The sequence below is a fragment of the Rhizobium changzhiense genome, from assembly GCF_013087625.1.
GTDB lineage: Bacteria > Pseudomonadota > Alphaproteobacteria > Rhizobiales > Rhizobiaceae > Rhizobium > Rhizobium sophorae.
Window position 1 is genome coordinate 729,867 of the sequence record NZ_JABFCQ010000002.1, and the last position, 21,735, is coordinate 751,601.

Annotated in this window: 21 protein-coding genes and 1 pseudogene; 10 read left to right on the top strand and 12 right to left on the bottom strand. The window is 60.7% G+C overall.

All coding sequences use genetic code 11. The features are described 5' to 3' along the window. Positions 1-19: 19 nt before the first annotated feature. Positions 20-256, bottom strand: a complete 237-nt coding sequence (locus G9X68_RS12935) for a hypothetical protein (RefSeq protein WP_171602188.1) — start codon at positions 254-256, stop codon at positions 20-22. Between the two features lie 90 nt (positions 257-346). Between G9X68_RS12935 and fumC the strand changes: the two genes are divergently transcribed. Further along, a complete protein-coding gene (gene fumC / locus G9X68_RS12940; protein WP_171602685.1) occupies positions 347-1,738 on the top strand; it encodes a class II fumarate hydratase in 1,392 nt (463 codons plus the stop codon). Between the two features lie 135 nt (positions 1,739-1,873). On the opposite strand, the gene G9X68_RS12945 is transcribed toward fumC, so the two are convergent. After that, positions 1,874-2,707, bottom strand: coding sequence for an Ig-like domain-containing protein (locus G9X68_RS12945; protein WP_138329244.1), 834 nt, complete (start codon positions 2,705-2,707; stop codon positions 1,874-1,876). 188 nt (positions 2,708-2,895) lie between these two features. Here G9X68_RS12945 and G9X68_RS12950 point away from each other — a divergent pair, with 188 nt between their 5' ends. Next, positions 2,896-4,503: a fumarate hydratase gene (locus tag G9X68_RS12950; RefSeq protein ID WP_171602686.1), complete on the top strand. Its 1,608-nt coding sequence runs from the start codon at positions 2,896-2,898 to the stop codon at positions 4,501-4,503. A gap of 25 nt (positions 4,504-4,528) precedes the next feature. Here the strand turns inward: G9X68_RS12950 and G9X68_RS12955 are convergent. Next, positions 4,529-4,736 (bottom strand): annotated as a pseudogene (locus tag G9X68_RS12955) (hypothetical protein). 347 nt (positions 4,737-5,083) lie between these two features. Between G9X68_RS12955 and G9X68_RS12960 the strand changes: the two are divergent. Further along, on the top strand, positions 5,084-6,151 hold the full coding sequence (locus G9X68_RS12960) for a GGDEF domain-containing protein (protein WP_171602687.1): 1,068 nt from the start codon (positions 5,084-5,086) through the stop codon (positions 6,149-6,151). A 196-nt stretch (positions 6,152-6,347) separates the two neighbouring features. Here G9X68_RS12960 and G9X68_RS12965 read toward each other — a convergent pair whose 3' ends face one another. Both G9X68_RS12965 and G9X68_RS12970 read right to left on the bottom strand, forming a co-directional pair. Continuing rightward, a complete protein-coding gene (locus tag G9X68_RS12965; RefSeq protein WP_171602688.1) occupies positions 6,348-6,959 on the bottom strand; it encodes a pyridoxamine 5'-phosphate oxidase family protein in 612 nt (203 codons plus the stop codon). 37 nt (positions 6,960-6,996) lie between these two features. Further along, the gene (locus tag G9X68_RS12970; RefSeq protein ID WP_171602689.1) at positions 6,997-7,977 is read right to left on the bottom strand and encodes an alpha/beta hydrolase; all 981 of its coding nucleotides are present in this window, start codon (positions 7,975-7,977) and stop codon (positions 6,997-6,999) included. Positions 7,978-8,024: 47 nt separating this feature from the next. Between G9X68_RS12970 and G9X68_RS12975 the strand changes: the two genes are divergently transcribed. Beyond that, a complete protein-coding gene (locus tag G9X68_RS12975; RefSeq protein WP_171602690.1) occupies positions 8,025-8,504 on the top strand; it encodes a MarR family winged helix-turn-helix transcriptional regulator in 480 nt (159 codons plus the stop codon). Between the two features lie 69 nt (positions 8,505-8,573). Next, a complete protein-coding gene (locus G9X68_RS12980) occupies positions 8,574-9,197 on the top strand; it encodes a nuclear transport factor 2 family protein (protein ID WP_171602691.1) in 624 nt (207 codons plus the stop codon). A 25-nt stretch (positions 9,198-9,222) separates the two neighbouring features. On the opposite strand, the gene G9X68_RS12985 is transcribed toward G9X68_RS12980, so the two are convergent. Both G9X68_RS12985 and G9X68_RS12990 read right to left on the bottom strand, forming a co-directional pair. After that, a complete protein-coding gene (locus G9X68_RS12985; protein ID WP_171602692.1) occupies positions 9,223-10,413 on the bottom strand; it encodes a low temperature requirement protein A in 1,191 nt (396 codons plus the stop codon). Positions 10,414-10,474: 61 nt separating this feature from the next. Beyond that, a complete protein-coding gene (locus G9X68_RS12990; protein ID WP_171602693.1) occupies positions 10,475-10,849 on the bottom strand; it encodes a gamma-butyrobetaine hydroxylase family protein in 375 nt (124 codons plus the stop codon). 135 nt (positions 10,850-10,984) lie between these two features. On the opposite strand from G9X68_RS12990, the gene moaA reads away from it, so the two are divergent. Continuing rightward, complete coding sequence (gene moaA / locus G9X68_RS12995; RefSeq protein WP_171602694.1) at positions 10,985-12,031, top strand: GTP 3',8-cyclase MoaA; 1,047 nt, start codon at positions 10,985-10,987, stop codon at positions 12,029-12,031. 160 nt (positions 12,032-12,191) lie between these two features. Here the strand turns inward: moaA and G9X68_RS13000 are convergent, their stop codons facing one another. Next, positions 12,192-12,977, bottom strand: coding sequence for a class I SAM-dependent methyltransferase (locus tag G9X68_RS13000; protein WP_171602695.1), 786 nt, complete (start codon positions 12,975-12,977; stop codon positions 12,192-12,194). A 115-nt stretch (positions 12,978-13,092) separates the two neighbouring features. On the opposite strand from G9X68_RS13000, the gene G9X68_RS13005 reads away from it, so the two are divergent. Genes G9X68_RS13005 through G9X68_RS13015 form a run of 3 tightly spaced genes read left to right on the top strand, consistent with a single transcriptional unit; the run spans position 13,093 to position 16,052 of the window. Beyond that, on the top strand, positions 13,093-14,229 hold the full coding sequence (locus tag G9X68_RS13005; RefSeq protein WP_171602696.1) for an ABC transporter substrate-binding protein: 1,137 nt from the start codon (positions 13,093-13,095) through the stop codon (positions 14,227-14,229). Positions 14,230-14,235: 6 nt separating this feature from the next. Next, positions 14,236-15,306, top strand: coding sequence for a FecCD family ABC transporter permease (locus G9X68_RS13010; RefSeq protein ID WP_171602697.1), 1,071 nt, complete (start codon positions 14,236-14,238; stop codon positions 15,304-15,306). Further along, the gene (locus G9X68_RS13015) at positions 15,300-16,052 is read left to right on the top strand and encodes an ATP-binding cassette domain-containing protein (RefSeq protein WP_171602698.1); all 753 of its coding nucleotides are present in this window, start codon (positions 15,300-15,302) and stop codon (positions 16,050-16,052) included. Before G9X68_RS13010 ends, G9X68_RS13015 begins: the two co-directional genes overlap by 7 nt. Positions 16,053-16,166: 114 nt before the next feature. Here G9X68_RS13015 and G9X68_RS13020 read toward each other — a convergent pair whose 3' ends face one another. From G9X68_RS13020 to G9X68_RS13035, 4 genes are all read right to left on the bottom strand, one after another. Continuing rightward, positions 16,167-17,117: a sugar-binding transcriptional regulator gene (locus G9X68_RS13020; RefSeq protein ID WP_168310840.1), complete on the bottom strand. Its 951-nt coding sequence runs from the start codon at positions 17,115-17,117 to the stop codon at positions 16,167-16,169. A 21-nt stretch (positions 17,118-17,138) separates the two neighbouring features. After that, a complete protein-coding gene (locus G9X68_RS13025) occupies positions 17,139-18,605 on the bottom strand; it encodes an FGGY family carbohydrate kinase (protein WP_171602699.1) in 1,467 nt (488 codons plus the stop codon). 69 nt (positions 18,606-18,674) lie between these two features. Then, positions 18,675-19,631 carry a transketolase family protein gene (locus G9X68_RS13030; protein ID WP_168310842.1) on the bottom strand — a complete coding sequence of 319 codons (957 nt, stop codon included), beginning with the start codon at positions 19,629-19,631 and terminating at the stop codon, positions 18,675-18,677. Then, positions 19,631-20,440 (bottom strand): transketolase, encoded by an 810-nt coding sequence (locus tag G9X68_RS13035; RefSeq protein WP_171602700.1) that lies wholly within the window; start codon positions 20,438-20,440, stop codon positions 19,631-19,633. Before G9X68_RS13035 ends, G9X68_RS13030 begins: the two co-directional genes overlap by 1 nt. 204 nt (positions 20,441-20,644) lie before the next feature. Between G9X68_RS13035 and G9X68_RS13040 the strand changes: the two genes are divergently transcribed. Continuing rightward, on the top strand, positions 20,645-21,625 hold the full coding sequence (locus tag G9X68_RS13040) for an ABC transporter permease (protein WP_171602701.1): 981 nt from the start codon (positions 20,645-20,647) through the stop codon (positions 21,623-21,625). The last annotated feature ends 110 nt before the right edge of the window (positions 21,626-21,735 follow it).

Here is a 21,735-nt window from a genome sequence, read left to right on the forward strand (position 1 = left end):
CAGCGTAGGGCCTCATTGATCAGAAACCGGCTTGCGCCGCCAGCGCCGGCGGACTCAATTCTGTGTGACGGGGATCCTGCACGGCGCCGTGCAGCAGTTCACACAAAATTATGAAATTATTAGTTAATTTTTTACCGAATTTTTGCCGGCAGACCAGTGCGGCGAAAACGCCTCGGCGCATAAAATATCCAACGTGGCCTAAAAAGCACGCCGCCAGGCCAGGGCAAACATGAGTTCCGCTTTCAATATTTCGCACGGCGTCCGGTTTTCTTATCAAGCTTTCCAACCTATAAGACCTCATCTTCGAAAATGTCCGAAAACAGCATGTAAAGGGAAGGCAAGGCTGATGACCGCAACCCGCACCGAAACCGATACTTTTGGCCCGATCGAGGTCGCCGCCGACCGATATTGGGGCGCCCAGGCCGAGCGTTCGCTCGGCAATTTCAAGATCGGCTGGGAAAAGCAGCCGCTGTCGATCGTGCGCGCGCTCGGCATCGTCAAGCAGGCCGCCGCCCGCGCCAACATGTCGCTCGACCAGCTCGATCCTGCCCTCGGCAAAGCGATCGTCGAGGCCGCCCAGGAGGTGATCGACGGCAAGCTGAACGACCACTTTCCGCTGGTCGTCTGGCAGACCGGTTCAGGCACGCAGTCCAATATGAATGCCAACGAGGTGATCTCCAATCGTGCGATAGAAATGCTCGGCGGCGTCATGGGTTCCAAGAAGCCGGTGCATCCGAACGATCACGTCAACATGAGCCAGTCGTCGAACGACACCTATCCGACGGCCATGCACATCGCCTGCGCCGAGCAAATCGCCCATCACCTGCTCCCGGCCCTCAAGCACCTGCATGCCGCCCTTGATATGAAGGTCACCGAATTCAGCCACATCATCAAGATCGGCCGCACCCACACCCAGGATGCGACGCCGCTGACACTCGGCCAGGAATTTTCGGGTTATGCCGCACAGGTCGGCTCCGCCATCAAGCGCATCGAAATGACCCTGCCCGGCCTTTGCGAGCTCGCCCAGGGCGGTACTGCCGTCGGCACCGGCCTCAACGCGCCGGTGGGCTTTGCCGAAAAGGTCGCCGAAGAGATCGCCGCCATCACAGGCATGCCTTTCGTCACTGCGCCCAACAAGTTCGAGGCGCTCGCCTCGCATGACAGCATGGTCTTTTCCCACGGTGCCATCAACGCGGCAGCCGCCGCCCTCTTCAAGATCGCCAACGACATCCGCCTGCTCGGTTCCGGCCCGCGCGCCGGCCTCGGCGAGCTGGCGCTGCCGGAAAACGAGCCCGGCTCCTCGATCATGCCCGGCAAGGTCAATCCGACCCAGTGCGAGGCGCTGACGCAGGTCTGTATCCATATCTTCGGCAACAACGCGGCTCTGACCTTCGCCGACAGCCAGGGCCATTTCGAACTCAACGTCTATAATCCGATGATGGCCTATAACTTCCTGCAGTCGGTGCAGCTGCTCGCCGACGCCGCCGTCTCCTTCACCGACAATTGCGTCGTCGGCATCGAGGCGCGCGAAGACAATATCAAGGCGGGCCTCGAACGCTCGCTGATGCTGGTCACTGCACTTGCCCCGAAGATCGGCTACGACGCGGCGGCCAAGATCGCCAAGACGGCGCACAAGAACGGCACGACGCTGAAGGAAGAGGCCCTCGCCAGCGGCCTGGTGACATCGGAAGAGTACGACGAGATCGTGCGCCCGGAAACGATGATCGGGCCGAAGTAAGAAGGTCGCATAGGCCACAGCCCCTCATCCGGCTGCCGCCACCAACCGGGGTCGAGCCACAGGTCTCGACCCGTCCTTCGGACCCCCGCTCGGGGGGAGAAGGGGATATGCCGCAACGCCTCGACTCCCTCCAGCCTATAGCAAGGCAAACAGCGAAAAATTGTCCATCACGACGGAATTGCCCATGAAATCGAAACGGATTTCTTCAATGTCTTCGAGATTGACCTCGAGAGTGGGGCCGGTGACTTCAAGCTCCTGCTGATAGACGATCTGGCCATCGTTCAGGGCGGTGAGCGTCAGGTGAAAGGGCGCTGCCGACAATTCGGCAATCGAAACGCTCTGAAAGGTGAACTCCCCGCCATCGAGCATTTTCAAGCTTACGGGCGCGGAACCTGGAAATAGGACCGTATCGCTGAAACCGTCCTCGGTGATGGCGTCGACGCCCGGGATGGTATCATAGACATACCCGTTCAGAAGCGTCAGGTCGTGGCTGCCGTTCACCGAAAGTGCAAAGTTGCGGTAGTCAGGTAGAGAGAAATTATCCGCCCTCGAGGTGACGCCCATATCGTCGAAATCCAGGACTTCGTGGTATTTTTCGCCTACGTCGACGCCGTCGATCGCAAGGGTCAGCACGCCGAGGTCCGTGCCCCCTGAGCCATCGGACATCTTGTAGCTCAGCGTCTCGATGAGCTGATCGTATTTCCCTAAATTCTTCACGACGTCGAGCGTGTAGTCCAGCTCATATTCGAAGTGGCCGTCCGGCTTCACTCTGAAGGTTCCGTACTCGCCCTTGATGATCGTTTCATGGTCAGGCCCATGTTTGGCGTCGATACGCACGCCATTAACGAAGCGAGCATACATGTCCGCTCCCTCGGGATCACTGGCGAGGCGCAGCAGATCCCCACGGATCCAATTGTCTTCGAAAAAAACGAGAAGGTCGTCGACAGCAGTTGGCTTTGCATTTGTCATTGGAAGCCCCGGCAAGTTAACGCTGCCGGGAATATGAACTGGCCTCGACCGGAAGGCAACCTGAAGTCGTCCTTTATCGAGGCACGCGCCGATCCCACCGAACTCCGGCCGTATCCTGATTGCATTTGCCCCGCGGCGGATTTAGACCGGTTCCAATCTAGCGACGCCCTACCAGAAAGGTCACTTCGATGGCTGACGATCTCTTCCCTCTCGGCAAGGATACCACCCCCTACCGCAAGCTCAGCGGCGACCACGTCTCGGTCGACACGTTCAAGGGCCAGGAGATCCTGACCGTCGAGCCGGAAGGCATCCGCCTGCTGGCCGAAACCGCCTTTGCCGACATCAACCATCTGCTGCGCCCCGGCCACCTGAAACAGCTCGCCTCGATCCTCGATGACCCTGAGGCGACCGATAATGACCGTTTCGTTGCCTACGACCTCTTGAAGAATGCTAATATCGCCGCCGGAGGCGTGCTGCCCATGTGCCAGGATACCGGCACGGCGATCATCATGGGCAAGAAAGGCCGCAGGGTCTGGACCGAGGGCGAGGATAGTGCAGCGCTGGCCCGCGGCGTCATGGACGCCTACGAGAAGAAGAACTTGCGTTACTCGCAGCTCGCGCCGGTCAAAATGTTCGAGGAGAAGAACACCAGGAACAATCTGCCGGCCCAGATCGACATCTACGAGGAAGGCACAGACGCCTATGAATTCCTCTTCGTCGCCAAGGGCGGCGGCTCGGCCAACAAGACCTTTCTCTACCAGGGCACGCCCTCGCTCTTGACCCATGACCGGATGATCGACTTCCTTAAGGAGAAGATCCTGACGTTAGGGACGGCAGCCTGTCCTCCCTATCATTTGGCGATCGTCATCGGTGGCACTTCGGCCGAAATGAACCTGAAAACCGTCAAGCTTGCCTCGACGCGTTATCTCGACGAGCTGCCGACCGAAGGTTCCGAGAGCGGCCACGCCTTCCGCGACGTCGAAATGGAGAAGGAAATCCACAAGCTGACCCAGCAGATGGGCGTCGGCGCTCAGTTCGGCGGCAAGTATTTCTGCCATGACGTGCGCGTCATCCGCCTGCCCCGCCACGGCGCCTCGCTGCCGATCGGCCTCGGCGTCTCCTGTTCCGCCGACCGTCAGGCCAAGGGCCGCATCACCCGCGATGGCATCTTCCTCGAACAACTCGAAACCGATCCGTCGAAATACATGCCCGAGATCGACGAGGCGAAACTGTCGGAATCGACGGTGCGTATGGACCTCAACCGGCCGATGCCCGAGGTGCTGGCCGAACTCTCCCGACATCCCGTCAAGACACGCCTGTCCTTGACCGGCACCATCATCGTCGCCCGTGACCTCGCCCATGCCAAAATCCGCGAACGGCTCGAAAAAGGCGAAGGCATGCCCGATTACCTGAAAAACCACCCGGTCTATTATGCCGGCCCCGCCAAGACGCCGGTCGGCTACGCTTCCGGCTCCTTCGGCCCGACCACGGCAGGCCGCATGGACAGTTACGTCGACCAGTTCCAGTCCTTCGGCGGCTCGATGGTGATGCTCGCCAAGGGCAATCGTTCGCGCGCCGTACGCGAAGCCTGCAAGAAACACGGCGGATTCTATCTCGGCTCGATCGGCGGCCCCGCCGCCCGTCTTGCCCAGGACTGCATTCGCAAGGTCGAGGTCTTCGAATATCCCGAACTCGGCATGGAAGCGGTCTGGAAGATCGAAGTCGAAGACTTCCCGGCCTTCATCGTCATTGACGACAAGGGCAATGATTTCTTCCAGGAGCTGAATTTGGGGTAATGGGCAGGCTGCGTTGCCGCCTGCGCTACCGTGCCGACGCCTTATCCGACGCGTTGACATTCCGCGCCGTCACCGCCTCGCCTACGCTCACCACATCCCCGGCATCGACCCTTGCCAGGATCTCCGTGCGGAACGCGCCGGCGAAGAAGCCGGTGTGCTCCAGCAGCAAGGTGCCGGCGGCCAGCACGGTGAAGGCGAGGATAGCGAAAGAAAATATGACGGCAGGTTTCCACGATCTCACGCCCTGGCTTGCAGGCTACGATCGGGTTTGCCGTCAAGAAATATCATGCCGAAATACCGGGACTGCAATACGAAACGGCCAAAACCAGCTGTCGACAAGATGAATACGGTCTCCGCCAGAGAAGAACTGTTAGTTTTCCGGACACTGTACCCGCTCAGCGAGTATGCACTGTCCTGCTAAAGATACGTTTTTCCGTGGAGAATCATAGGCCTGATCGAAGTATTGGCCCATGGAGCATTTGTCGTATGTAATCTTTGGTATATATCGCTTTAATCTTTTCCCAAGAAATTTAAGCTAACAAACAGAATATTGCCTTTGAATATATGAGGAGTTCGCCGGATGAATACGGCTGTCGCGCCCAAGGTGCCGGTTCCCGACGTTGCGGGTCAGATCACCTATGCCATGCGCTCCATGGGCGTTGCGCCGATACCGCGCAATTACGAACTCTTCTACGAGGCCTATATCGGCTCCAATCCTGCGCTGACCCGCGAGCTCGCGGCCCTCGGCGGCCAGGTGACCCAGGCCGAACTCGATGCGCTCGGCGCGCAGCACTTCACTCACAGCCCGGCCCGTGTCTTCGACGACGCCCATACGCGCATTGCCGGCGAACTCGACGGCCTGCTACGCATTCTCAGGCAGGAGCAGAGCTCGCTCGAAAGCTATACCAGGCTGCTCGGCGAGACCCACAAGCGCATCACCTCCAAGAGCAATGCCAGCGTCGAACTGATCGAAAACGCCATCGATCTGCTGAGCCAGGCGACCGGAGACACCATGGCGCATGGCGAACGCACCGTCGAGGACGTCGTCCAGCGCTCGCAGGAGATGGATCAGGTCCGCAAGGAACTCGACGAATACAAGCGCATCGCCAACACCGACTCGCTGACGCGCCTTTCCAACCGCCGCGCCTTCGACGACCGTCTCGCCGCCATCTTCGACAATTCTAGCATGCGGCCGGTGACGGCACTGCTGCTCTGCGACATCGACAATTTCAAGAAGATCAACGACACCTACGGCCATCCGGTCGGCGACAAGGTGCTCGCCACCGTCGCCTCTGTCATCCGCAGCAACGTTCGTCGCGACATCTTCGTCGCCCGCACTGGCGGCGAGGAGTTCGCCCTCATCATCGACGGCAACACGCCCGAGGAAGTTACCGCGATCGCCGAGCGCATCCGCCGCACGCTTGAGACGACGCCCTTCAAAAATTCTCGCACGCGGGTAAATTACGGTCCGGTCACCGTCTCGATCGGCATCTGCATGGCCTCCAATGCCGAGGATGCCGGCGAACTCTATAGCAAGACCGACATCGCGCTCTACGGCGCCAAGAATGCCGGCCGCAACTGCACCATCCTCTATCAGGACGGCATGCAGAAGGATTTCACCAAGAGCTGGTTGATTTATAAGACGTGAGGTGATCCAACGCCGCGCGCTGTCACCGGCAGGTGACGGTTTGATTTGTTGACAAACCTCGTTCCTTACTCGGCGTCATCCTCGGCCTTGTGCCGAGGATCTGCTGCACCGGCTGCAAATGCTCGGGACAAGCCCGAGCATGACGAAATAAAAGTTGGCCGACTTTGTCGGCAGTCTGGGCCAAGGTGACGATGCCCTACCACATCGTCTTCGCCGCGCGCCCCGGCCATTCCCGGTCGTAGGTTTCCTGGTCGAAATCGCCGGTCGCGGCCTTCAGCATCTGCCCGGGCGTCGGCAGCTTCGCCGGATCGGCAAAGTGTTCTCCATTCCAGAGCTCGGCCCGCATCACGGCACGTGCGCATTGGAAATAGACCTCGTCGATCGAAATGACGACGACGGTGCGCGGATGTTTGCCGTCCATCTCGAAGCTCGAAAGCAGCGCCTCATCGTTGGAGACGACGCCTCGGCCGTTGATACGCATCGTCGTGTTCGAGCCGGGGATCAGGAACATCAGCGCCAGCCGCGGATCACGGACGATGTTGGAGAGCGAATCGACGCGGTTGTTGCCGCGCCAGTCCGGCAGATGCAGCGTCTCGTTGTCGATGACACGCACCACGCCGCCAAGATCGCCGCGCGGTGAACAATCGAGCCCTTCCGGCCCGACGGTCGCAAGCGCCGCAAACGGTGAGATCTCGATCATCTCACGATAGAGCGGGGTCAATTGCTTCGTCACCTTGGTGACCGAGGCCGGCGAAAGCCCGGCGCCATAGATCGTATTGAGCTCTTCGATGCTGCTGATGATTTTCATGAGGCGTCCCGCCGCGGCTTGATCTTCGCGACGGACGCTACAATGCCGCGCGCCTTGCCGGAAGCTCAAAAAACGGAATGATCTCCGCATCTTTTTTGATGCTTTCATCCAGCACTTCACCCACGCCCCGATCGCCGTCGAGAAACGCCGCGATCGCGGCAAGAACCGGCGCGGCGCCGATGATGCGCCGGTGGCCGAAGCCGTTCGCCCAGAGGAGTCGAACGCCCTTTCCCGCCGCGCCGTAGCGCCTGGCATGGAGTGACGACACCTCCTTGTCATCTTCGGCATGGATGACGAGCACCGGCCGGCCGATGACGCCCGCCGCCGCGCCGGCGTCGAAATCCTCAAGTCTCCGTCCGGTGACGCGATGGACTTCATTTTCCAGTGCCGCTTGCGTTGCAGCGCGAAGGCCGATCATCCGGCCGAAATCGGTAAACAGCCAGCCCATCTCGCTCGGCGCGCCGATCAGCACCAGGCGATCGCCGCCAACAGGGGCCACGCCGGGCAGCAGGCCAGCCGCCGAAACCATCAGCGCCGCCCCACCGAAGGAATGGCCGATCGCCGCATCGAATGCCCCGAAGCGCGCCTCGGCCGCCGCGATCGTCTCGACGGCAAGCCCCATATGCAGGAAGCGCCCGCCCGAACGGCCGTGGCCGGGAAAATCGAGTGCCACAACCTCCGCGCCCGTCGCCGCAAGCATCGAGACGAGTTCGGCCATATAAGCCGCGCTCGATCCCCAGCCATGCGTCACCAGATAGCGCTTGCGTTTGCCCCTCGCCCCGCCGTTCAGCCGATAGGCATGCGCTTGGCGCCCGCCGGCAAGCCGGAGGGTGAAGCGTTCGGCACCGGCAAGCCGGGCCGCGCCGACCGCATGCGCCGCCTTCGCCTTTGCTCCCTTCGGCTTTGTCGATGGCGTCCGGCAGAATAACTGGAACGCCGCTCTGCCTGCCAGATCAGGAGAAACCGCCTGCAGAACCGAAAACCCGAGGCGGGTGACGTCAAGCGCAAAGTTTGCCATAGTGGGATTCCAAAAGACTGTTCAACACTGAACAATAAAGTACAACGATGAACAAAAATCAATCCCTTCCCTGGGATCATCCGCGTTTTCGCAGCTGGATCGCGGTGGCTCGCGCTTGCCAGCTGATGCAACAATCCCTTTCCCGCTCGCTTGCCGATCTCGACATCAAGCCGCCGCACCTCGATATCCTGGTCAATCTCTATCGTTTCGAGGGCATCTCGCAGCAGGAGCTGGCGCGCAAGCTGCTGGTCGGCCGCTCCAATATGAGCATGCTGCTGCCACAGATGGAAAAGCGCGGTCTGCTCCTTCGCCGCGATGACGAGCGCGACAAGCGCGTGCTGCGCCTCTATTTGACGCCAGAGGGTCGAAAGCTCAGTGAGGAAGCCATGGCCATCCAGACCGGCCTCATCGACCGCGTGCTGTCGGACGAGCCGATAGAGCAATGCATGGCGACCGCCGCATCGATGGAGCGGATCATCACCGTGCTGCTCAGGGACCTGCGCGACGAAGATCGAGCAGAGAGCTGAATTGGTTCCGGTATCAAGTGGGTGTGTGCTATCTTCGAAACCTGTAGCGCACAAGCGGGGTAAGCGATCATGTCGGGATGGGACGACAAGCTTGCAATCGATGAGCTTCTCCACAACTGGGCGATCTGGCGGGATGCCGGTCATTGGGAGCGCTTCCAGACCGTGTGGCACGACGACGGGTGGATGATGGCGACTTGGTTCCAGGGGCCTGCAACGGAGTTCATTCGGGTCAGCAGGGAGGGCTGGGACAAAGGCGTCAATATCCTCCACTTTCTCGGAGGCAGTTCGATCGACATCAGAGCGCATCGGGCGATCGCTCAGACCAAGATGACAATCTCCCAGCGGGCATCGATTCACGGCTGCCTTTGCGACGTCGTCTGCACCGGCCGTTTCTACGATTTCCTTGAAAAGAGAAACGACCGCTGGGCGATCGTGATCCGGCAACCGATCTATGAGAAAGACAGGATCGACCCCGTTTTGCCGGCTGACTTACCCGAGCTCGACCAGGGGGCTTTACAGGCATTTCCGGAAGGATACCGGCATCTCGCCTATATTCAGGAGCAGATCGGCTATCGCGTAAAACGCGACATGCCGGGTCTGAAGGGCAAGCAGGTGGAGGCGCTCTATCAGCGCGGCGATCGCTGGCTGGAGGGGCTTGCCGTTACGCCACAGGAGTTTCTGTCGGTCACGTGAGCTTATGCCTCGGCGCCGGACGACGCTAGTGCAGCGTCGGCGCCGCCGTCGTGCCGGTCAGCGAGCGATATTCCCAGGCGGCGACGATGATCAGCACCAGTGTTGCCAGAATACCCATCAGATAGACCTCGATGAAGGGCGCGACAAAGGCAAGCAGGATCAAGAACACCAGGCCGGCGAGATGCGATAGCGGCATCTTCCCGCTGGTCGCGCCCTTGAACCAGAGATTACCGATCAGGAACAGGCCGGAGCCGCCGAGCACGGCCGCGGCGATGCCGAGATTGCCCGTCTCGTGCGGATGCGAGAACATGAACTCGACCGCGACCGCATGGACGATGATGCCGGCAAGAATTGGGATATGCCCATAGGTGAAGGCCTGCCGCGCCAAGCTTCCCGGCGCCTCTTCATGCTCGATCCGGTGGGCGGCGCGCCCGTGGCCGAAGCGGAAGTAGAGCCACCACATGGCGACCGTGCCGATGAAGGCGGTGACGAAGACGACGCCGGTCAGCCCCGAGAACGGCAGCTCGGAAAAGGTGCGGCCGGAAACGAGGATTGCCTCGCCGAGGCAGATGATAACGAAGAGCGCGCAGCGCTCCGCCATGTGCGCGCCGGAAACGTCCCAGTCCCGCGCCGTCGAGTGGCCGAGCCCCGGCACGGCAAAGCCCGCGGCCGGCCCAGCATATTCGATCGCAAGCGCTATCACCCAGGCAATCAGCCGGGCTTCATGCTCGAGCAGCCCGCCGGCAATCCAGAAGACCCCGGAAACCACGAGCCAGGCGGTAATGCGGACGAAATTCAGCGTATTGGCGCGGTCGACGCGTGTCATCGCATAGGTCGTAAACAGCGAGCGCCCGACCTGCATCGCCACATAGGCGCCGGCAAACAGCAGCCCCTTGTCGCCGAAAGCCTCGGGGATCGAGGCAGACAGCAGCAGCCCGAGCATCATCAGCGCCACCAGCATCCCGCGCACCGGCATCTTGTCCGGATCGAGCCAGTTCGTCACCCAGGTTGTGAAGATCCACACCCACCAGACGGCGAAAGTCATCAGCGCCGCTTCGGCGGCACCGAGCGGCGTGTAGTGGGCGGCGAGCGCATGCGAAAGCTGCGAGATCGAAAAGACGAAGACCAGGTCGAAGAACAGTTCGAGGAAGGTCACCTTGTTGCCGGCAGCACTCCCCTTGGCGCGCAGCCAGTTCTTTCCGTTCGTTTTCGCCATATGGCCCCCGATGGCTGGAATTATGGGTCTATTGAAACTGATAGCGGCGCTCTCGTGAGCGTCAGCGCGGCTTCTCCGCCGTGTCGCGGTTCATGCCCTTTTTGCTGAGCTCGTCCTCATAGGCCGAAAACAGCTCCGCGCCCCGTTCGCCGAGCTCGCGCAGATAGGTCCAGGTGTAGATGCCGGTATCGTGCATGTCGTCGAAGCCGATCCGGACCGCGTAATTGCCGGTCGGCATCATCGAGATGATCGCAACATTGCGTTTGCCGGGCACCGTCACTTTCTGCCCCGGCCCGTGGCCCTGCACCTCGGCCGAGGGCGACAGCACACGCAACAGCTCGGCCGACAGATCGAAGCTCTGGCCGTCATTGAAAGTCACCACCAGCCGCTGCCTGTCTTTCGAGACGCGAAGTTCGCTCGGCCAGATATCGCTCATCATTTTGTCCTCTTCTCATGCGAGGAGTAGGCGCTGATCTTTTTCAGCGCAAGCTGAAATTGGCATGCTCGCGCGGCTGTTTCCCTTGACGTGACAATAGCATATGCCCACATTGATGAGAGTACGGAGATACAGGTGAACACCAGAGTCGGAACGATAGGCAATGCATCGCCGCTGGTGGCGGATGCACACCCGATGATCGACCCCTTCGGGCGGGCGGTCACCTATCTCCGTGTCTCCGTCACGGACCGCTGCGATTTCCGCTGCACCTATTGCATGGCGGAGAATATGACCTTCCTGCCTAAGAAGGATCTCTTGACGCTGGAGGAGCTTGACCGGCTCTGTTCCGCCTTCATCGCCAAGGGTGTCAGCAAGATCAGGCTGACCGGCGGCGAGCCCTTGGTGCGCAAGAACATCATGTATCTGCTGCGCCAGCTCGGCCAGAAGATCGGCGCCGGCCTCGATGAGCTGACGCTGACCACCAACGGCTCTCAGCTTTCCCGCCATGCCGACGAGCTCTATGATTGCGGCGTGCGCCGCATCAACGTCTCGCTGGATACGCTCGACCCCGACAAGTTCCGCAAGATCACCCGCTGGGGTGATTTCGCCAAGGTCATGGAAGGCATCGATGCGGCTCAGAAAGCCGGGTTGAAGATCAAGCTCAACGCCGTGGCGCTGAAGGATTTCAACGATGCCGAGATGCCGGAGCTGCTGCGCTTCGCCCATGGCCGCGGCATGGATCTCACCGTCATCGAAACCATGCCGATGGGCGAGATCGACGAAGACCGCACCGACCAGTACCTGCCGCTTTCGAAACTGCGCGCCGACCTCGAAGACCAGTTCACCCTTGCTGACATCGATTACCAGACCGGCGGCCCGGCGCGTTACGTCAGGGTCGAAGAAACCGGCGGCCGCCTCGGCTTCATCACGCCGATGACCCATAATTTCTGCGAAAGCTGCAACCGCGTGCGCCTGACCTGCACCGGCACGCTCTATATGTGCCTCGGCCAGAACGACGCCGCCGATCTCCGCGCCGCACTCCGCGCCACCGAAGACGACGCCCTCCTCCACGCCGCCATCGACGAGGCCATCACCCGCAAACCCAAAGGCCACGACTTCATCATCGACCGCACGCATAATCGCCCTGCCGTGGCCAGGCATATGAGTGTTACTGGTGGGTGAGAAGCGGTCCCGCAAGCGGGAGCAATCGATCCAGTGAATCGATTGCAGCTTCGAACGCCCTGAGCCATGCGAAGGGCCGGGATAGGGTGCGGCAGACTCCATCTTCTCTTCTCCCCAGCGGGGAGAAGAGGGGGCAAGTGGAACCGCCGCGCCAACCCCATCACCCAGGCTTACGCGCACAAATCGCAAACCGCTCCTGCACCATCCGCTCAAGCCCGCGCAGAAACGGCATCTTTCGAGCCTGCGCCCAATGGATGTCGGCGAGTTTGCGGTCGACGACAATATCCGTAAAACCGGCTTGGCGCAGAAGATCGACGACTGCTTCCGCTGGCATCTGCTTGGAGAAATGCACCCGAGAGCGGATCTTCTGGTGCCGTGCCATCATATCCGGCGACATATGGCTCGCTGGCGGTTTGCCTGTCACCTTCGTCCAGAGCTTCTGCAGCCCCTTGACCCAGGTCTCCTTGCCCATATTGCCGTCGAGGATTAGCACTTTGCCGCCCGGCTTCAGCACCGAGAACCATTCCTTGAAGGCCGACGCCGGGTCCACCAGTGTCCAGACGAGATGCCGGTTGGTGATGACGTCGTAGCTGTTCTTGGGCTCCATCGTGTTTTCGGCGTCGCCGGAAACGAAGCGGATATCGGTGCCGCGCTTCTTCGCCTTGGCGCGCGCCTGCGCGAGCATCGCATCCGACCAGTCGAGCCCCGTGACCGCAAAGCCGGCATCATGCATCAGATGCGAGATGACGGCGGTGCCGCAGGCGAGATCGAGGGCCGCGCGCCCCTTCCCTTCGCCGAGATGTTTTCTGATCAGCCGCTGCCAGCCTTTGCGTTCCGCTTCCGAAAAGATTTCATGGCCGACGCTCTGGTCGAAGGTCGCCGCCCTTTCCGACCAGAAGTCGCGAATTTCGTCGCGGATCGAGTAGTTCGTATTCATGGAATTCATCTTGGGCATCCCGGCTTTGGATCACTTTGGAAACGCTCTAAAACATAAAACTTGATTCACAAAGTCATATTTCATATGCCTGCGGACATTATTCAGACATCGGGGGAATTTCCAGATGAATTTCGTAAAAATGCTCGCAGTCTCCGCAGCTGCGATTGCCGGCTTCATGCCGCTTTCGGCTTGGGCGCAGTCCTTCACCATCAAGGACGTGGCAGGCCGTGAGGTGACCTTCGACAAGCCGGTCGAGCGTGTGATCCTTGGGGAAGGCCGCATGCTCTACGCAGTCGCGCCGATCGAGAAGGAAGATCCCTTCGCCAAGATCGTCGGTTGGCGCAACGATCTCTGGACCACCGACAAGGACGGCTTCAACGCCTATGTCGAGAAGTTTCCGAAGGGCAAGGACCTGCCCTTCCTCGGCAACCTGACCGACGGCACGCTGCAGACCGAGACGGTCGTCAAGCTTCATCCCGATGTGCTGCTGCTGCCGATCGGCAACAAGGCAGCGGCCGACGAGGTGAAGCTCGAAGACATGCTGAACGGCATCGGCGTGAAGATCGTCTATATCGATTTCCGCGAGCACATTCTCGCCAACACCGAGCCGAGCCTGAAGATCCTCGGCCAGATCTTCGGCCATGAAGACCGCGCCGAAGCCGTCGCCAGCTTCTGGAAAGAGCAGATGGCCCGCGTCACCGACAAGCTGAAGGCCGCCAACCCGCCGAAGCCCAATGTTTTCATGTACCGCGCCGCAGGCCTGGTCGAATGCTGCGGCACCTTCGGCCCCGACAATTTCGGCCTGATGGTCGATTGGGCCGGCGGCCACAATCTCGGCTCCGATTTCCTGCCGGGCTATACCGGCTCGATCAATGCCGAGCAGGTCGTCGCCTCCAATCCTGACGTCATCGTTGTCACCGGCTCCAACTGGAGCCAGACCAAGAATGCCAAGGACTTCGTGAATGTCGGCCCGAAAGCCGCCGCCACCTTCGACGACAGCCGCAAGGCGCTGAACACGCTGATGGAAAACCCTGCCTTCACCGGCTCCAGGGCGGTTGCCGGCGGCAATGTCCATGCGATCTGGCACCAGTTCTATACCAGCCCCTACCAGTTCGTCGCCGTCCAGCAACTGGCCAAGTGGTTCCATCCTAACCTCTTTGCCGACCTCGATCCCGATGCCACCTTCAAGGAATTCCACGAAAAATTCCTGCCGGTCGCCTACCAGCCGGGTTACTGGGTCGACGCCAAGGCGGGTCGGTAATCCGAAATGGTCGAGATCGCCGCCATATCGATCGAAGCCGAAGCCGGGAGGGAGCGCTACCGCGCCCTCGCCCGGCGCAAGCTGCTGATCCTTGCCGCCATGACGGCAGCGCTCTGCCTCTCCTTCGCCGTCGATCTCGCCTGGGGGCCGGCCCGCTACAGTCTCAGCGAAGTCGTCTCCGCCCTTCTCGACCCCTCCTCCGTTTCCGACCAGGTGCGGGCCGTCGTCTGGGGCATCCGCATGCCGGTTGCCGTGATGGCGATCGTCGTCGGCGCCTCGCTCTCCGTCGCCGGCGCGCAGATGCAGACGATCCTCGCCAATCCGCTCGCCAGCCCCTTCACGCTCGGCATTTCGGCGGCGGCAAGCTTCGGCGCGGCCCTTGCGATCGTCACCAGCGTTCCACTGCTGCCGGTCGCCGCCGGCCTGCTGGTGCCGGTCAATGCCTTCATCATGGCGCTGATTGCCACGCTCTTCATCCATTTCGTCTCGCAGGCTCGCGGCGTCTCGGTGCAGACGGTGGTACTGCTCGGCATCGCGCTGGTCTTCACCTTCAATGCGTTGCTCGCCTTCCTGCAATATCTCGCCTCAGAACAGGCGCTGTCGGCTGTCGTCTTTTGGACGATGGGCAGCCTCACCAAGGCCACCTGGCCGAAGATCTGGGTAACGCTTACCGTTCTCCTGATCGCCCTGCCGCTCTTTGCCCGTAACGCCTGGGCGCTGACCGCGATCCGCCTCGGCGAAGACAAGGCCGCGAGCTTCGGCGTCAATGTCCGCCGCATCCGGCTTGAGACCATGCTCGTAGTCTCGCTGCTCGCCGCAGTGCCGGTCAGCTTCGTCGGCACAATCGGTTTCGTCGGCCTTGTCGGGCCGCATATATCACGCATGATCCTCGGCGAGGATCAGCGCTTCTTCCTGCCGGGCTCGATCCTGTCAGGCGCGCTGCTCCTGTCGCTGACCTCGATCGTCTCGAAGTCGATCATCCCGGGTGTCGTCTTCCCGATCGGCATCATCACCGCGCTGGTCGGGGTCCCCTTCTTCTTCTCGCTCATCCTCTCGAACAGGAGCCGGTCGTGGTAGCGCTTCAGTTGCAATCGGTCGGCGCCTATCACGGCCGCAAGCTCTTCGTCGAAGACGTGACGACGCCGGTGATGACATCGGGTGAGGTCGTGGCCGTCATCGGCCCGAACGCCGCCGGCAAGTCGACCCTCTTCAAGCGCATCACCGGCCTGCTCAAGGGGCCGGGCCATGTCGTCGTCGAGGGCTCGAAGGCGAAAAACGCCATCGGCTACATGCCGCAGGATACTTCGGCAAACGCGGTTCTGACGGTCTACGAATCCATCCTGCTTGCCCGCAAGCAGGGCCAGTCCTGGGCCGTCAGCGACAGCGACCTACGCTTCATCGACGAGGTCATGAAGGCGCTCGATATCACCGCCATCGCCTTCCGTGATCTCGGCGCGCTTTCCGGCGGCCAACGCCAGCTCGTCTCGATCGCCCAGGCGCTCGTCCGCGAGCCCGAAATCATGCTGATGGACGAACCGACCAGCGCGCTCGACCTTCACCGCCAGGTCGAGGTCCTCGGCTTCATGCGCCGCCAGGCCCGCACCAAGGGCATGATCGTGCTGATCGCCCTTCATGACCTCAACCAGGCGCTCCGCTTCGCCGACAAGGTCCTCATCATCGCCAACGGCCGCATGCACGCCTGCGGCGCCCCAAGAGATGTCGTCACTGCCGAGATGCTGCGGGAGATCTACAGAGTCGAGGCCCGGGTGGAGAAATGCTCGCTGGACCACGACCATGTGATTGTGGATGGAACGGCGCATTGACCCAAGAGAGCCTATCCTGAGGCGCCAATAATACTCGAGAGAGCCTCATCCTCCGGCGCGTAGCCCATAAGGCGAAGCCTCGAAGGACGAGGCGGGCGCTCCCACCCTGCCCCGTCAGTCGATCAATCGCTGCGCGGTAAACTTGTCCGTAACAAGCATGTCGATGACGCCCACGCGGAGCGCGCCTGCGATAGCGTCGGTCTTTTTAGACCCGCCGGCAAGAGCAATGACCCGGTCCACCCGTTCGAGATCCTCGAGTGGAAGCCCTATGACCCGGTCGTCCAGGGGCGTCTTGACCGGCTTGCCGTTTTTATCGAAGAAGCGAAGCGAGATGTCGCCGACGGCTCCCGCTTCCGCGAGATCGGACAGTTCGCGAGACGAAAAAATGTTGCCGGACCGTGCGAGAAGTTCGGACGGTTCGACTGCTCCGATTCCGACAATCGCAAGCGTTATGCTGCCGAACAGGTCCATCGTCTCCCGCACGTATGGATCGGCCTGCATAAGAAATTTTGCCTCTCTGGACGTCGTAACACCCTGCACAGCGAGCAGTTTTGGCTCAGCGCCGGTCAGCCGAGCAAGCCGCGTGGTAAGCTGCGTCGCATGCGTCTGCACTGATGGGTCGCCCATGCCTCCGAGGGTCTGGACGACATACTTCGCCTGAGCGCTCTTCAGGGGATGAATGTTCTCGACCATCTTGGAGATGGTCTGGCTCCAACTCGAAACGCCGATGATCTCCCCTGGCGCAAGCGTCACCTCGAGGAGATGAGCCGCTGCCTCTCCGATACGGGCCATGATGGCTCCGTCCCGATCTTCCGTGCACTCCACGACGACCGCCTCCGGCAAATCATATTTCTCGCGAAGGGCGCCCTCAAGCTCGCTGTAGGTGCCAACGGGGGGCGTCACGCTGGTTCGCACGATATCTTCAGCCTCGGCACGCTTGAGCATGCGCGACACCGTCGCCTGCGACAGGCGAAGGTGCTGTGCGATCTCCGCCTGTCGCCGTCCCTCCAAGTGGTACATCTGGGCGACCCTTGAGATGAGGCGGAGTTCATTGAGGCGAGTCATCGCTAATCCTAGGGTGAATTTTTATTCATCATTAGCCGTTGTTTCGCGTAACGTCGAGCGGGCAAGCGCGTCATTCCAGCTATTCAGAAGCACCGCTCGATCCACGGGTTCCGGGTCAATGACATGTGAGCTCCGGGGGAGCTCTGCGATAGCCTGAAGATTGCTCCACAGGCCCAGTGAGAGACCCGCGAGATATGCGGCCCCCAAAGCCGACGCCTCGGGTGCTTCGCATTGGATTACGGGATGTTCGATAAGATTCGAGACACACTGCATCAGGAAGCGGTTTTGGCTCGGTCCGCCGTCTACATAGAGCGCCCCGAGCTCGCCGCCGCTTTGCGCTCGCATGGCGGCGATGACGTCGTGCACCTGGAAGGCGATCGAATCGGTGACCGACCGCGCCATTTGCGCACGTGTCGTATTGAAGTTGATCTGGGAGAACAGGGCACGGGCGTTGGAGTTCCAATAGGGTGCGCCCAGTCCCACGAATGCCGGCACGAAGCCCGGTCCGCCCGGTGGGGCGCTCGCCGCAAGTTCGACAAGGGCCGCCACGTCCGAAAGGCCGAGAATGCCTGCCATCCAGGGGAGACTGGCGGCGCAAACGAGAATATTGCCTTCGAAAGCGAAAGCCGGCCTTCCCTTGATACGCCATGCGACGGTGGTTGTGACGCCGTTGCGTGGGGGAATGAATCGCGAAAGCGTCGTCATCACCGAAGAGCCGGTTCCAAAGGTCACCTTGCCGTCGCCCGGCTTGAATGCTCCGTGACCGAACAGCGCAGCATGGCTGTCTCCGATCGCAGCCATGATGGGAGTTCCATCCGGTACGCCCGGCAATCCTTGCGTCGTGCCGAAATCGGCAGAGCTGTCGAGCACCTCGGGAAGGAGCGCGATATCGACGCCGAAAATCTCGCCGAGTTCCTCGCTCCATCTCTGCTCCTGGAGATCGAACAACTGGCTCCTGGCGGCATTGGAAGCATCGCAGACATGCCGGCGCCCACCCGTCAGGCAGTGCACGAGCCAACTGTCGACCGTTCCCAGCCGCACTAATCGCCCGGCCGGAATACGGTCGAGCAGCCATCGGAATTTCGAACCCGGGAACATCGGATCCAGTGGCAGGCCCGTGAGCGCCTGCACCCGGTCAAGGTGGCCTTCGGCAATGAGACGTTCGCAATCCTGTGCCGTTCGACGGCACTGCCAGCTCACCACCGGTCCAAGTGCTTCTCCCGTTTCGGCGTCCCAGGCCGTGACCGACTCGCGCTGATTGGAAATCGCCACGGCCTCGATAACCACGTCAGGGGCGGCCTTCAGGCAGGCGTCGATCGCCTCGCAGACGGATGCGTAGAGCCGGCGTGGGTCTTGTTCGACCCAGCCTGGCTTGGGATAGGTGATGCCGACAGCAGCCGAACCTCTGCCGACAATTTCTCCCTTTTCGGAAACGAGAACGGCCTTTGAATTGGTCGTGCCCTGGTCAATTGCCAGAATTGCCCGCATTCTATCCTCCCCAGATCAGACGGCAGCCGGGACGACAAATAGGCGGCCCGGCCGATCACGTGATCCCAGTTACTTGCGCCTGATCAGCGACTGCGCGGCGTCGGCGATCGCGGACGGCGCCATCCCGAATTCGTCGAGCAGGAACTCTGCCGAACCGGTCGGAGCGTAGACTCCGGGAACGCCGAGACGTTTCATCGGGACTGGAGCGTTGTCGACCACCACTTCGGCGACCGCGGAACCGAGCCCGCCAAAGATCGAATGCTCTTCGGCTGTGACGATCGCTCCGGTTTCCTTCGCCGCGGCGATGATGGCGTCCTCGTCGATCGGACGAACCGTTGCAAGGTTGAGCACTCTGGCGTTGATGCCGCGTTCTGCGAGGATCTCGGCAGCCTTCAGAATTCGATGAGTCAAAGTACCGTTTGCGATAAGGGTGACATCGGAACCCTGGCGAAGGAGGTTTGCCTTGCCGAGTTCGAACTTGTGACCCTCCGGAAGGAGATCAGGTACACCTACGCGAGACAGACGCAGGAAACAGGGACCGTTGTAGGTCGCGGCCCACTCAACCGCAGCAGCTGTTTCGATGCGGTCACAAGGTGCAATGACCGGAAGATTAGGCAGAACCCGCGTCCAGGCGAAGTCTTCGATCGAGTGATGGGTCGGACCAAGTTCGCCATAGGCCATTCCAGAAGAAATGCCGACCAGCTTGACGTTGGCATTCGAATACGAAATATCGGCTTTGATCTGCTCCAGCGACCGTCCCGTGAGAAACGGAGCGGCGGCGCACACGAACGGAAGGCGTCCGCCGTTGGCGAGGCCTGCTCCAACCCCCACCATGTTCTGCTCGGCGATACCGACATTGACCAGGCGCTCTCCAAACTTCGCCTTGAAGCCGCCGAGCTTGGAGGAGCCGACGGAGTCGTTGCAGACGGCAACGATCGTTTCGTTTTCGGCTGCCAGCCGCTCGAGCGTAGAGGCGAATGCGTCGCGGCAATCGTAGAGCTTGGGTGCGTTTATTGGCGCGTTCATTACTGTGCCTCCGACAATTCTGCCAATGCGATTTCGTATTGTTCCTTGCTCGGTACCTTGTGGTGCCAGTCGACTCGGTCTTGCATGAACGAGATTCCATGCCCCTTGTTGGTATGGGCGACGATGCAATGCGGTCTCGATCCCCGGTGTTCGAGGGCTGAAACCACTTCGCTCATATTGTTCCCATTGATCTCGGTGACTTCCCAATCGAAAGCTTCAAGCTTCGGACGCAGCGGGGCGAGATCGTTGGTCTCCGCCAGGGCGGCGCCCTGCTGGAACCTGTTGTGGTCGATGACCAGCGTCAAGTTATCGAGCTTGAACTGCGCGGCCGCCATGATCGCTTCCCAGTTGGAGCCCTCCTGCATCTCACCGTCGCCGGTGACGACGTAGGTGTGATATTTCGCGCCCGAGAGTTTGGCGGCTTTCGCCATTCCTATTGCGACTGGAAGACCGTGCCCGAGCGGCCCGGTATTCGTTTCGACGCCAGGAACCTTGTTGCAATTTGGATGCCCGTTCAGCCTCGAATGCGGCTGCAAGAAGGTGGAAATCTCTTCCTCCGGGATGAAGCCGCGTTTTGCGAGCGTCACATACAGAGCGCATGCCGTATGTCCCTTCGACAGAACGAACCTGTCGCGGTCGGGGTGCTTCGGCTGATCGGGCCAAACATTCAGCACACGAAAATAGAGGGCAGTCAAAATGTCGATAACAGACATTTCCCCGCCTATATGGCCGGCGCCCGCTTCGAAAACCGCCTGGAGATCGCGCAATCGAATCTCGCGAGCGATCCGCTCGAGTTCTGTCGTATTCATGGATTCCTCTCATGCATAAATATTCAGTTATCAATATTTTTGCACATGGTGCCGATTAGTCAAGCCCTTTAAGCAGTATACTGGCAGTTGCAGGTCTAGAAAATCCTGTTGACAGCTTGGAGGCAACTTGTTAATGAATTTTCCAGCATCAGTGAATATTTATTCTAGATGAACTAGCGGTTAGCCTAGGCATAGGGAGGAACAATGGTGGCGCTCGAAATCAATGAAAACGGGCTTTCGTCCGGCGCCTGGTTGAGCAAGCTCAAGGGAGCCACCGGGCCGCTCGTGGGGCTGCTCGCGCTTTGCGTCTTTCTGAGCTTCAGCACCGACACGTTTCTTTCGGTTCGGAACGGCCTCAACATCCTCGATCAGATCACTGTTCTCGGCATCATGGCCGTCGGAATGACCTTTGTCATTCTGATCGGCGGCATCGATCTCTCCGTCGGCTCGGCACTCGCTCTTGCGATGATGGTCATGGGCTGGACTGCGAATGTCGCCGGCCTACCGCTGCCGGTCGGGATCGCTTTTGCTCTGGTCGCATCGGGCGTTTCGGGCCTGATCGTCGGACTTCTGGTGACGCAATTCAGGGTTCCCGCGTTTATTGCCACTCTTGCGATGATGTCCGCGGCTCGCGGCGTCGCAAATATGATCACGGACGGCCAGCAGATCGTCGGATTTCCCGACTGGTTCATGATGCTGGCAATCGATCGCCATTTCGGCGTGTTGACAGCCACTGTGTTCCTCATGCTTGCGGTTGTTCTTGCTGCGTGGCTTTTCCTGCACTTCCGGTCCGAAGGTCGCATGCTCTACGCGGTGGGAGGAAATCCGGAAGTCGCTCGGCTGGCGGGTATCAACGTCCCGCTCGTGACGATTGGCGTCTATGTCGCAAGTTCAGTCCTTGCGGGGCTCGCAGGCATCGTACTGGCCGCCAGGCTGGATTCCGTCCAGCCGTCCAGCGGCCTGGGCTATGAGCTGGACACCATCGCTGCCGTCGTCATCGGCGGGACTTCGCTCTCGGGGGGCGCGGGCGGTATCGGAGGGACACTGATCGGTGTTCTTATCATCGGCGTCCTTCGCAACGGGCTCAATCTTCTCAACGTCTCACCGTTCCTGCAGCAAGTGATCATCGGCATCGTCATCGTGCTCGCGGTCGGCGCGGAGACCATTCGTCGGCGTCGCGCCTGACGAGCGGGGTCCGCCGTGTTGGCGGACCCGGAATTCCGCCCCGGAATGTTGGGGCGGATCAATACCCCGAGGGGGAGGACATACCCGAGGGTTCCATCAACAACGGAGGA